Here is a 12,056-nt window from a genome sequence, read left to right as displayed (position 1 = left end):
CCGAGATGGCGACTTCCCCTTGAATTTCTGTCGCAGGGAGGGGAAGGAGGCAAACTCGCTGCGCTCAGACAGGCCTCCTTCCTTTTTCCTCCCTGCAACAGAAATTCAAGGCGCCATCTAGGGCAGGTGGGGCCAAACCATCGGGGCGCATGTGTTTGCGCTGCGACGGAATCCTCTGAGTGTTAAGCCCCCTCCGTCTGTGTGTTCCATTGCGCGCGCAGGCGTTCGCGCACCTGCGACGAGGCTTGCCGCAGCGGCGCTCCGAGCCGGCTTTCCAGCCCGCGCGACGGGTCGGCTGCAATGTCGGCCAGCGCGGCGGCCAACGCGGTCTGCACGATGTCGATATCGCCCGCGTCTGGCACTTGCGCGGATTTGACCTTCAGCAGGCGCCACAGCAGACCAAGCGACGCAAAGCTGCCGATGTCATAAGCCATGGGCGGAATCTCCTGCGCGAGGCGTTCCAGGTCGGCCACCGAGCGCAGCGTGACGCGTGCGGCGGCGGCCTTGCCCATCGCATGCACCATCACTTCGGCATCGTCCAGTGCGAGCAGGCGGTTGGCCTGATAGCCGTGCGCCAGCAGCGCGCCTGACATGGCCCGTCCCACGATCAATCCGATGACGGGGTGGCCTGCCAAGCGTGCAGCGGCATAGGCATCGGCTGCTGCAGCCAGCGCGAGGTGAATGCCATAGGCTTCTTCACGGCGCCCGTAGGCCTGGCTTGCCACGTCAATGACGGCGACGATGGCGCGCTTGTTCTCGCGCCCGGCGTCTCCCGCCATGGCATCGCGTACCGCGCGTGCGAGTTGCCAGCCTTCGATGAGGCCGACCTCACCGCTGCGTGCACGCGGAAAGCGGTTGTCGGCATCCGGCACGACGGCGATGTAGCGGGCAGGGCGGTCGGCCAATGTGGCGTCAATGACTTGCACCGTGCCGCTGTAGCCCGCAACGGGTGTGCCGTTGGCGAGCGCGCGCAGCCATGTCGCGCCTCGCATGGAAAGTTCGTTCTGGCTCATGCTCGATCCTTTGCTACGTAGTGCGTGCGCACATCTTCGGCGGTTGCCTGGCGTGTGGTGTCGACGGCGGCGAGGCATGCGAGGTAGTGGTCGACCTGCTCGCTGCGCTGGTGCTTGGGCGCGCCCGTGCACAGCCATTCGATTACCTGCGCGCGGATGGCGACGGAGTCGTCTTCGATGCAGGCATCGGCCAGGCCGGTGGCTGCGCGCTGTTCGCCGCCGGTCAGGCTCCAGATGAAGGGGCGGTCGCGCGAGTCGTATTCCTCAATGCCGGCTTCCTGTTCGATCACCTGCGGGCCGTTCAGGCCGAGGCGCGCCTCGCGCGTCATCAGCAGGTAGCTGCACAGCCCGGCCGCGATGCTCATGCCGCCAAAGCAGCCGACCACGCCCGCCGTGATGCCGATCACCGGCCCATACGCCCGCAGCGCGCAGATGGCAGCGTGGATCTCGGCAATGGCGGCCAGCCCAAGGTTGGCCTCCTGCAGCCGCACGCCGCCGGTCTCGAAGACGATCACGGCGCGCGTGGGGATGCCGTTGCGGTTGTCTTCCGCCGCCAGCTCCAGCGCCCCGGCAATCTTGGCGCCGGACACCTCGCCCATGCTGCCGCCCTGGAACGCGCCTTCAATGGCGAGCACCACGGCGGGTTGCCCGCCCAGCGTGCCGCGCGCCACCACCGCGCCGTCGTCGGCCTGCGTGACGATGCCCTGGCGCGGCAGCCACGGCGAGGTCAATTGCTCGAACGGGTCGAGCAGCTCTCGGAAGGTACCGGGGTCGAGCAGGGCGATGGCGCGTCGGCGCGCATCGCGTTCGATAAAGCTGTCTCGTTCAATCGGGTTGCGCGACATGCTCGTCTCCTTACGGTTGGGCAATCGCTTCGAGCGCTTGCTCGAGCCGCAACCGCACCACGGCCGGTGTCGCGCCGAAGTCGTTGATGGTGATGTTGGCCGCGGGCCATGCATGCGAGCCGAACACGCGCGCAAGCTGCGCCTGCCACGTCGCCGCCATGCCGTTGACCGACGTCGTGATGGCCACGTCGATGCGGCCGGCGCTGCCCGGGGTCAGCAGCACTTCCAGGTCGCCCGAGCCGACCACGCCGGCATATGCGCGCCGGCTGGCGGGTGCGCCGCCGCTGAACTGAAAATCAAGACGCTCCATGTTCGGTTTCCTGATGGATGGATTCGTGATCGGGCGCGGTGCGCGCGTGAGCGGGCAGCCGGTCGAGAAACAGCGCGGCGGCCAGCAGGTCGGCCGCGCCGCCCGGGGATACGTGTCGCGCCAGCATGTCTTTTTCGAGCAGGCGCAACGCGCGGCGGCCTTGCGCGGTGGCGAGGCCGCCTTCTGCGCGCACGGTGGCCGCGCCCGTCTGCACGACGCGCAGCGCATCGGCGCCGCCGCGTGCGAGTACGCAGGTGTCATCCAGCGTGGCCATGACGGCGAGCAGCGCGTCGACACGCGCGTGGTCTTCGCGGATGCCGGCCGCGCGTGCCTGGCGCAACGCCGGCAGTGCCACCTTGGTCACATGCGGGAAACCGGCGCACGCCTGGCCTTTCGCGCCGCCCACGCCGTAGTCGTTGCACGCGCGCTCGCCTTTGTGGCCGGTCGACACGGGGGCGAAGCGGTCCGGAATCGTGGCCAGGCGCGCGGCGCGGCTGGCGACAGGCGCTGCGCTCAATGCATGCGGCGCCTGCGCAGCGGCGGTCACGAGCAGGCCCAGTGCCCAGATGGCACCGCGATGCGTGTTGATGCCGCCGGTGGCATCCAGCATGGCCGCTTCGCCCTCGCGGCCCAGGCGGCCGATGCGTTCGCGCAGGGCCAGCGGCGCGTCGATCTGCGCGCCGGCCAGTGCCATGGCTTCGAATGCCGGGCGCAGGCTTTGCGCCGAGTGCACCATCAGCGCCCAGTCGAGATCGTGATGCGCGCCGTTGCCGCGCACGTCCACGAGGCCGGGTTTGGGGGAGAGCGTCACCTCGTCGATGAGCGCGGACTCCACCAGCGCCGCGAGCTTGCGGGCGCGCGCCTTGGGGCTTGCTGGCAGGGGGCGGGTCAATGTTTTTTCCATTACCAGCTCCGGAAGCGTGCGGGCGGGTCGTACAGGCCGCCGGACCATTCGACCAGATCGGCGATGCTCTTGGCGGCGAGCAGATCGCGGCTGGCGTCGCTGCGGCGCACGTCGAGGTCTTCGGGCAACGCGATCAGGCCGTCGCGACGCATCTGCTCGGTCTTGGACGGATCGTGGCGCAGGCCGATCGACGTCACGCCCGCCACGGCGGCAATCATGGCGCGCCGCTCTTCCAGCGAGCGCGCCTTGTAGAGATACGCGATGCCGTCTTCGGTCAGCAGGTGCGTGACGTCGTCGCCGTAGATCATGATGGGCGCGAGCGGCATGCCGCTTTGCTTGGCAACGGCCACCGCGTCCAGCGTGTCGACGAAGGTCGGCTTGCCGCCTTCTTGGAACGTCTCGACCATCTGCACGACGAGTTTCTTGCCGCGTTCGAGCATCGTCACCGGCTCGGTCATGTCGAGCCACGCAGGCGTGACGTGGCGGCGGCCGCGCGGGTCGTGGCCCATGTTGGGCGCGCCGCCAAAGCCGGCCAGGCGCCCGCGCGTGACGGTGGAGGAATGCCCATCGCCATCGACCTGCAGCGTCGCACCGATGAAGAGGTCGACCGCATATTGGCCGGCTAACTGGCACAGCATGCGGTTCGAGCGCAGCGAGCCATCATGGCCCGTGAAGAACACGTCGGGGCGTGCAGCCACGTAGCGCTCCATGCCGAGTTCCGTACCGAAGCAATGCACGCTTTCCACCCAGCCCGATTCAATGGCGGGGATCAGCGTCGGGTGCGGGTTGAGTGTCCAGTTGCGGCAGATCTTGCCCTTGAGGCCCAGGCGCTCGCCGTACGTCGGCAGGATCAGCTCGATGGCCGCCGTGTTGAAGCCGATGCCGTGGTTGAGTGACTGCACGTTGTGCCGCTGGTAGATGCCGCGAATGGCCATCATCGCCATCAGCACGTGCACAGGCTTGACGAGGCGCGGGTCGCGCGTGAACAGCGGCTCGATGTAGAAGGGCTTGTCGGCCTGCACGATGAAATCCACCCACGAGCCGGGAATGTCCACGCGCGGCAGGTCGGCCGGGTCATCGACGATCTCGTTGACCTGCACGATGACGATGCCGTCGGAAAATGCGGCGGGCTCGACCAGCGCGGGCGTGTCTTCCGTGCTCGGGCCGGTGTAGATGTTGCCGTTGCGGTCAGCCTTGAAGCCGGCCACCAATGCAACGTTGGGAATCAGATCCACCACCAGCCGCGCATACAGCTCGATGTAGGTGTGGATGGCGCCCACCTCGAGCAGCCCATCGGCCAGCAACTGGCTGATGCGCAGGCTCTGCGGGCCGGCAAACGAGAAATCGAGCTTGTGGGCGATGCCAGCTTCGAACAGGTCGAGGTGCTCGGCGCGACTCACGCTCGGCATGATCATGTGCAGGTCGTGCAGCCGCTCGGAGTTGACCTTGGCGAGCGAGCGCGAGAGGAAATCCGCCTGTTTCTGGTTGTCGCCTTCCAGCACCACGCGGTCACCCGGGGCGAGCAGCGCTTCCAGCGCGGCGACGATATCGGCGGTGGGAATGACCTTGCCGCTGGCAATGCGGCGGGCCGCGGCCAGGCGGCGTTCTTTTTCATCGCGCCGCCGGCGCCACTGGGCGGGGATGGCGGGGGTGGAGGACATCGCTTGCATCGTGGGCAGCTCCAGCCGTAATTGGGTCGTGCCCTGTAACGTAGGCGGGAACAACATGCGCTTCAATCAACTTAGACGCAGTTTCATTAACTTGAGGTTAATGAAACAATGGGCAAATCCGGGCAAGAATGCCGCCCAGCAAGCCCGCGCGGCGCAAAGGCACAACCATGGCAATCGATGAAGACATCACCCTGAAGAAGCTGGAGGTGTTCCAGTCCTTCATGACGCTGGGCAACATGGCGCGCGTGTCGGAAGCGCTTGGGCAGAGCACGGTGAGCGTGCACCGTGCGCTCCATTCGTTGGAAGAGGGGCTGCGCTGCCCGCTGTTCAAGCGCGACGGGCGCAAGCTGATTCCGCTGTCCACCGCCTACGTGTTTGCTGAGCACGTCGAGCGCGTTCTGGCCGAATGCGAGGCCGGTGTGCGCCGCACGCGCGAAGCGGCCGGGTTCTCGTCGACAACCCTGAAGATCGGCGGCCTCTACTCGATGACGGTGGGCACGTTGCCGCGCATCTTCGCCGGACTCAAGACGCGGCGCTCCGCACTCGACATCGAACTCACGCTGGGCTCGAACCGCAGCCTGCTGGCCAAGCTGGAAGACGGCCAGCTGGACGCCATCGTCATCGCGCTGGGCGAGCCGCTGCGCAACCCCGATCTGCTGACCGTGCCGATGTTCGACGATGAGATTCTGTTTGCCGCGCCGCTCGGCTCGCCGTATGCGGCGTCAGCGGAGATCGACTTGCAAACCGTGCGCAGCGAAAAGTTCGTCGCGCTCGGCGACGACTTTGCGACGTACCACGACTTCATGGCTGCCTTTGACAAGGCCGGGTTTGCGCCGCAAATTGCGCTGCGCGTAGGCGACATCTTCTCGCTCATGAACCTCGTGAGCGGCGGGATCGGCTACGCGCTGCTGCCGCGTCGCGTGGCGGATTTCAGCCCCAAGGTGCAACTCATTCCGCTGGCAGCACGTTACGCCATCAGCCAGCACATCATGCTGGTCATGCAGCGCAATCGGGAGCGCGATCCGAACCTGCTGGCGCTGTCGGCAGAGTGTCGGCTGCTGGGCGCGAGATAGCTCGCGCGCTCCCGGCTCACGTGTGGCGCACCACGTGGAAGCCTTCCACCGCCGAGGGCGCGACGAAGTAGCACGTGATCTCATCGAACTCTGCATCGCTCGGTGTGAACGGATGCGTGCCGGCCGCATTGCGGTCATGCAGGCGTAGTGCGCTTGCGAGCGCTTGACGGTGCGCCGGCCCAGGGCGTCGTATTGGTAGTGGACTTTGAATCGGGGGTTGATGTATTCGATCAGCCGGTTAAAGACATCCCAATGGAAGTATTCGTTCTGGCCGTTGACGATGCGCTTGGTGAGGTTGCCCCTGGCGTCCCACTCGTAGTGGGTCCCGGCGTATTGCTTGAGCAGGTTGTCGACCAGGGCGTTTCGGCCGTGCAGGCGGCTGCTGAACTCGGGCCTGGCTGCGCCCCGTCATCGACGAAATTCGGCAAACGCCAGACTATCAAACGGTTTGGGCTTGATTTCGTACTGCCACAGCGGGTCCTCATCAATATCGTATTCAGCCTCGGCATAGGCGGGCTGGCTGTGCAGGGGCAGCACCCGTGCGTGACGCCCTGGGCGATAGGAACGAAGCTGTTGGGTTCGTACAGGTAGTGCGTGGTGCGGGTGCTGCCGGGTGACGGGTGGTAGGCGCCCTGGCGCATGACGTCGGCGTCGCGCCGGGCTTCCCAGGCGAGGGTGTCGCCGTCCCAGCCGTAGAGCGTGAACCCACACCCCACTTCTTTGTTGACCCGGGCGCGTTCGTTGTGGATGTAGACGCTGCCTGCGCTATAGGGCTCGTGGTAGATGGCCTGTGCGTGTTTGGTGATACGCCGCCCGAGGGCGTCATATTGGTATGCCACGCTCAGGCGGTGGTCGCTGTAGCGGGTCAGGCGGTTGAAGGCATCCTGTCAACGCCGACTGAATCGGGCGGTCTGGCTGTTTCTTCCTTGCGCCAGCCTCCCTCGATGTGAATGGCATCTTCCGGTGACGAGGAAACAGGTTCAGGCGTTACGGCCTTGCGTCAGCCACTAACCTGCGTGCGTGGATTCTCCCGTTCGTCTACTTATGGGGTACCTATGAGCCCATAGTTAACGCTCTCAATTCGCATCCAATCGCACAAAAACTCCAATGCAGCCCCACTTTCGCACGAAATCCTCACAGAGGCGCGGTTGCCCGCGAAATCCAATTCGAATCTATCGATTGTGTTTTTATAGTCCCACTCCCGAAACAACAAGCGACGAACGCCTATGAAGGATAGTTCAATGATGACTTCATCATAGTGTTGAGGCCAACGTTTCGGACTCGCCCTGGGTTTTTCTCTGGTAACGAATTTGGCGGTTAACAGGGGTTCATTGCATTGAAAATTGGCATCAATAAGCTCGGCTCCATTGAGCGATGGGAAATCCCCGTAGAGAGACGTCAAAGCTTGCGGGTTCATCACCCTGTCGTGCGTGTTCATTTTTTGTTCCGGCAATCAAAGTAGTAATGATCGCTCATCCCATCTACTGAGCCTGTTCGAGGCCTGTCTTCCGGCCGAACGTTATGGTGTGATGGCTGATCGCCAACACCCCCTTCTCCAAACGAATGTCCGGCAGAGTGGTCCTGAATGATGACATTCTTGCCATTGACCCGATAGGTCAACTCCCTAGTCATAATTGGCCGTTTGTCATCGCCAAGGATCCGGGCGCCGGTCGAGTCAGTCAGTGGAACCATTTTTTGACTGATTGGCTGTTGCGACATCGGAATGGCGAGCTGACGACGAATGTCTCTCAGACTTGCTCTGCGGAACTTACTACATGGATCGCAGGGACAGCGCGCCAGCCCAAGTGGATCGACCCACCCGATCGGGTTTGGCGCGTACTGATATACGTTGAGCCCACCCGTCAGCCCAATTGGGTCCTTGCTGATAAACCGCCCGCTGGCCGGATCATAGTACCGATGCCGGTTGTAATGCAGCCCGGTCTCGTGGTCGAAGTACTGGCCCTGGAAGCGGATTGGGTTCTGGATACCGGCCTTTCTGGCTGCGTCGGTAATGACCTCCTGCGCTTGCCCCCACGCCTTGTAGTGCGCACTCCAGGCGATGTCTCCCTGTTCGTCGGTCAGCTCCTGCGGTGTTCCCAGGTGGTCACACTGGTACCACGCCAGGCTATCGAACGGTTTGGGTTCGATGGTCGTTGTCCACAATGGGTCGTCGTCAAGGTCGTATTCCGCCTCTGCGTATTCTGGCTGTTGGTGTAGCTGCATCGGGCCGTGACGCACGGCCTGCGCCAGCGGCACGAAGCTATTGGGCTCGTACAGGTAATGTGTGGTGCGGCTCGGGCCTTCCTCGGGCCAGATTCTGCCCTGCACTTCAACCTCGGCTTCCTGCCGGCACTCCCACGCCAGGGTGTCGCCATCCCAGCCATAGCGGGTGGTGCTGCAGCCTTCCTCGCGGTTGCGCCTGGCCTGACGTGCGGCATCAAAGCCATCCGCGTATTCCAGGTTTTGCTGGAAGTAGTGCGCCTGCGAGCGCTTGACGGTCCGCCGGCCCAGGGCGTCGTATTGGTAGTGGACTTTGAACCGGGGGTTGGTGTATTCGATCAGCCGGTTGAAGACATCCCAATGGAAGTATTCGTCTTGGCCGTTGACGGTGCGCTTGGTGAGGTTGCCCCGGGCGTCCCACTCGTAGTGGGTCCCGGCGTATTGCTTGAGCAGGTTGTCGACCAGGGCGTTTCGGCCGTGCAGGCGGCTGCTGAACTCGGGCCTGCCCGTGGCGGGGTCGGCCGGGAAGGTGCGCAGCGTCGGGTCTTCGAGCAGGTTGCCAGCGGGGTCGAAGTCGAAGGTTTCCTGGCCGAGCGCGCTGTTGGCTTGCAGCAGACGTCCCACTGGGTCGTAGCGGTAACTGAGTCCACCACGGCGGATGTCGTCGATGGCGGTGAGTTGCCCGGCTGTGTCGTAGCGGTACTTGCGGCGGTTCACATAGGCAGTGGTCCGGTCTAGGTGCGAGAGCGTTTGCTCTAGCAGTCTTCCTGCGGTGTCGTACTTCTGTGTCTGGGTAAGGCGGTTGCCTTGGGTGCGTTGGGTTTCGCGGTGCAGGTCGTCACGCTCGAAGCCGACGAGCTCTTGGCCGTCGAGGTGGATGCCGTGCACGTGGCCGCTGCCGTAGGTCAGCAGGTCAACGCGATGGCCGTCGGGACGAATGGTAGCGATGCGTCGGTTGAGTGCGTCGTATTCGTGACGCCAGACGGCGACGGTCTTATCTGCGGTGTAGTGCTGGTGCTCGCGCGTGACGTTGCCTGCGGCATCGTGGAACCACTGCAGGCTGCTGTGCTCATTCTTGGCCAGGGCCAAATTGCCGTTACCGTCATAGGCAAAGGTTTCTGTCTGCGTGACTTCGTATTTGTTGGTCTTGGGGTCGAGGATGCCGGCGCCGCGCTGGGTCAAGCGCCCCAGGGCATCAAACGCGTAGCCGGTGGCAAGTGTGTCGGCGTCTACGGTGGTTTTGAGGATGCCACTCGCGGCGTCGTAGTAATACTGGGTAGCGCGGCCGTCGAAGCCGGTTTGTTTGAGCAACCTGCCGACCGGGTCGTACTGGAAACTGATCTGGCGGGCGTTCTCGTTGGTGAGCCCCGTGAGGCGACCAAGCTTGTCCCACTGGTATTCGATGACACCGTTGGCGGCGTCGGTGCGACGGCTGATGAGACCGCCTTCGCTGTAGTCCCAGGTCGTGCGGCGGTGCAGCGCGTCGATGTGGGTGAGCAGGCGGCCTTCCGCATCCCGCTCAAAACGTTCCACTGTGTCGTCCGGGTGAATCAGGCGGGCTAGCTGGCCGGCGTCGTATTCGTATCGCGTGACACCGCCCGCCGCATCGGTAAATTTCTCCAATCGACCGCGCTCGCCGTACTTCCAGGCCGTCGTCTTGCCGGGGCAGTCTGTATAGGCGGTGAGCTGGCCGGCTGTGTTGTAGGCAAGCTGCTTCTTGCCGGCCTTGGCATCCGTGATTTCGGTAAGCAAGCCGGCCTTGTTGTAGCTGTATTCGGTCTTGTTGCCCAGCGGGTCGGATTCTTCGGTGAGGTTGCCACGGGTGTCGTAGTCGCGCTGCCAGAGGCCGCCTTCGGTGTCGCGGATCTTGATGAGCTGGTCGCGGTCGTCGTAGGCGTAGTGGATGGCGCTGCCATCGGCACGGGTGTGCTGAAGCAGGTTGCTTCTATCGTCGTAGATGAAGCGGTCGATGCTGCCATCAGTATGGATATGCTGGACGACGTTCTTTGCGTCATCGCGGAAGAGCCATTCGGAGCGGCCGTCCGGGTGCTGAATGCGGTAGGTGTAACCGAGGATGTCGTAGTAGTGCCAGGTTTCGTTTCCGAGTGCGTCCGTTACGTAGGTCAGGCGAATGTTGTCGTCCCAGCGCAGGCGGGTGTCGAAGCTGCCGTCGTCGGCCCATTCGCGGATGGCGTGGGCACTAGGGCTGTCACCATTCCATTGCAGGTTCATACCGCGACCGGTGCGATCGGTGTAACGCGTGACGAGGTGGTGCTGGTACGTGTAGTCCCAATGGGCGGCGTTCTCGTCCTGGGCGAGAGTGAGGTCGCCAGTTTCGTCGTACTGATAGCGGCTCAATTGCCGCAGCGGTTCGCCATCGGCCAGTTGCCACAACTCGGTGATGCGCCCGGCTTTGTCCACGCGTGTGGTGATGTGGCTGTGCGGGGTGTCGCCCTGCAATGTGACCAAATCCGAGAGGACAGTGCTGTCGCCCACGCGATGCTCGTAATGAAGCATGAGGCCAGCGCCGCTGCGCAGCCGGATGCCGGCTAAGCGGAAGGTCTGCCCATGCCGGCGGTAAATCTCGGTGTGGGCCTGGCCGCGGCTCAGTACAAGCTCGGTGTCGGTACGACGGACCAGGAGCAGTTCTTCAATCGCGTCCCGGTGGAACTGGCCCACGTCCGGCAGGGGATAGGCGTGGCTGCGGCCGTCTGCGTCGTGGTAGAGCAGGCTTGACTTGCCACCTTCCTGCACCAGGTCGAAGCGCATGGTGTAAGGCGTAATCCAGCGCGCGCCTTGTTCGCTTTTGTCGTAGGCCCCCAGACTGGAGCGGTAGGTGCGCGTCCACTCGATGGGGAACAGGCCGGGCAGGATGAAGTCGGTGTGCGAGAGGGTTTCGTCGCCGGTGGCGAAGCTGATGCTCGGCCCAGTGCCGGTGGGGGCAGGGCAGTTCTTGCAGCCGGCGCTGCCGGTGGCGTGGTGCTCCTTGTTGCGGCTCTCTATCGGCTGACCGGGCTGGGTCCTATGGGCACGGCCAGCTTGTTTGGCGGGGACATTGGTCGCCTGATGTGCGCGTGCAGCCTTCCACGTTTTGATAGCGGAGGCGAGCAGCACCAGCATGGCCATGATGCCTTGCTGCGTTTGGGGGGCGGCCAGCGTCTGCATGGCTTGGCGCACTTGGGGAGCGTACGCGCGCAGCTTGGCCAGCGTCGCCGTGAAGCGTGCGTGCGTGTCCTGCGTGAGGCCGATTCTGGCGGCCAAGTTGAGCACTTCTTTGCCGCCCGCCTTGTACGCCTCGTATTCGGCCTGCAGGAAGTTGACGATGGCCGTCTTGGGGTCGTGCAGCAGCGTCTCGCCGGCCACAGCCATGTGCTGGTTGGCATTGCGCACGTTGACCGAGCTGTCGAGCTTGCCGGAGACGGCCCGCTCCAGGCCGTTGGCGAGTTCCAGCAACATCTTCTCGCCTTGCTCGCCGGCGTCGTTGAGCAATTCGGTGAGCTTGGCCTGGCTCTGCGTGACGAAGTTCTCGATGTCACCGACGATGGTGGCGTTCAGGCTCGTGGCCAGCGCAGAGACGACGGCATGGCCCAGCTCGGCCTTGAGCCCCTGGCTGGCCTGGCGAATCATCTCCTCGCGAACCAGGGCCAGCATCGGCCGCAGGCTCATGCGCGCGGCGGCGGTGCCAGCGGGCAGTGGGACGACGCCAATCAGATTGATGCCCAAGCTTGCCCACATCAGCACGTCGGGTGCTTTGGGCGAGCGCATCATGGTGATGATGTCGTCCAGTACATCGGCCAGGGCGATGATGTTGCCCACCACAGGCAGGCCGCCTGCGACTGTCCGAATACGTTCCAGGGTCACAGCTCCACCAGTTTGCTCTTGCAGCCAGGCATCAAAACCTGCGGCTGAGGTGGCGAGGTCCTTCGGGTGGATGGTGTTGACCGGACCGATAGCGACTTGGGTCAGGTTGGCGTTCGATTGGGTAGCGGCCATGAAGCGAGAGGCGTGAGCAAACGGGATG

At 64.1% G+C, this 12,056-nt stretch carries 9 protein-coding genes; 2 read left to right on the top strand and 7 right to left on the bottom strand.

The window, feature by feature from the left end:
- Positions 1-182 precede the first annotated feature (182 nt).
- Genes mdcE through mdcA form a run of 5 tightly spaced genes read right to left on the bottom strand, consistent with a single transcriptional unit; the run spans position 183 to position 4,733 of the window.
- Entirely contained in the window at positions 183-1,013 is an 831-nt protein-coding gene (mdcE, locus tag B4F51_RS18130) for a biotin-independent malonate decarboxylase subunit gamma (RefSeq protein ID WP_296227828.1), read from the bottom strand.
- Positions 1,010-1,858: a biotin-independent malonate decarboxylase subunit beta gene (locus B4F51_RS18125; RefSeq protein ID WP_296227827.1), complete on the bottom strand. Its 849-nt coding sequence runs from the start codon at positions 1,856-1,858 to the stop codon at positions 1,010-1,012. Before B4F51_RS18125 ends, mdcE begins: the two co-directional genes overlap by 4 nt.
- A 10-nt stretch (positions 1,859-1,868) precedes the next feature.
- The gene (locus B4F51_RS18120; RefSeq protein WP_296227826.1) at positions 1,869-2,168 is read right to left on the bottom strand and encodes a malonate decarboxylase subunit delta; all 300 of its coding nucleotides are present in this window, start codon (positions 2,166-2,168) and stop codon (positions 1,869-1,871) included.
- Entirely contained in the window at positions 2,155-3,072 is a 918-nt protein-coding gene (locus B4F51_RS18115) for a triphosphoribosyl-dephospho-CoA synthase (protein ID WP_296227825.1), read from the bottom strand. The genes B4F51_RS18120 and B4F51_RS18115 overlap by 14 nt, the downstream gene beginning before the upstream one ends.
- Positions 3,072-4,733, bottom strand: coding sequence for a malonate decarboxylase subunit alpha (mdcA, locus tag B4F51_RS18110; protein ID WP_414706787.1), 1,662 nt, complete (start codon positions 4,731-4,733; stop codon positions 3,072-3,074). The genes B4F51_RS18115 and mdcA overlap by 1 nt, the downstream gene beginning before the upstream one ends.
- A 176-nt stretch (positions 4,734-4,909) precedes the next feature.
- On the opposite strand from mdcA, the gene B4F51_RS18105 reads away from it, so the two are divergent.
- Positions 4,910-5,815: a LysR substrate-binding domain-containing protein gene (locus B4F51_RS18105; protein WP_296227823.1), complete on the top strand. Its 906-nt coding sequence runs from the start codon at positions 4,910-4,912 to the stop codon at positions 5,813-5,815.
- 153 nt (positions 5,816-5,968) lie between these two features.
- Positions 5,969-6,406: a hypothetical protein gene (locus tag B4F51_RS18095; RefSeq protein ID WP_296227822.1), complete on the top strand. Its 438-nt coding sequence runs from the start codon at positions 5,969-5,971 to the stop codon at positions 6,404-6,406.
- Positions 6,407-6,857: 451 nt separating this feature from the next.
- Here the strand turns inward: B4F51_RS18095 and B4F51_RS18090 are convergent, their stop codons facing one another.
- Both B4F51_RS18090 and B4F51_RS18085 read right to left on the bottom strand, forming a co-directional pair.
- On the bottom strand, positions 6,858-7,253 hold the full coding sequence (locus B4F51_RS18090; RefSeq protein ID WP_296227821.1) for an immunity 50 family protein: 396 nt from the start codon (positions 7,251-7,253) through the stop codon (positions 6,858-6,860).
- Positions 7,250-12,028 carry an RHS repeat-associated core domain-containing protein gene (locus B4F51_RS18085; protein WP_296227819.1) on the bottom strand — a complete coding sequence of 1,593 codons (4,779 nt, stop codon included), beginning with the start codon at positions 12,026-12,028 and terminating at the stop codon, positions 7,250-7,252. Before B4F51_RS18085 ends, B4F51_RS18090 begins: the two co-directional genes overlap by 4 nt.
- Between the last annotated feature and the right edge of the window lie 28 nt (positions 12,029-12,056).

This window comes from Ralstonia sp. UBA689, from assembly GCF_002298975.1.
Lineage (GTDB): Bacteria > Pseudomonadota > Gammaproteobacteria > Burkholderiales > Burkholderiaceae > Ralstonia.
Note: the sequence above shows the minus strand (reverse complement) of the source record. Positions and strands in the feature narration are given on the sequence as shown.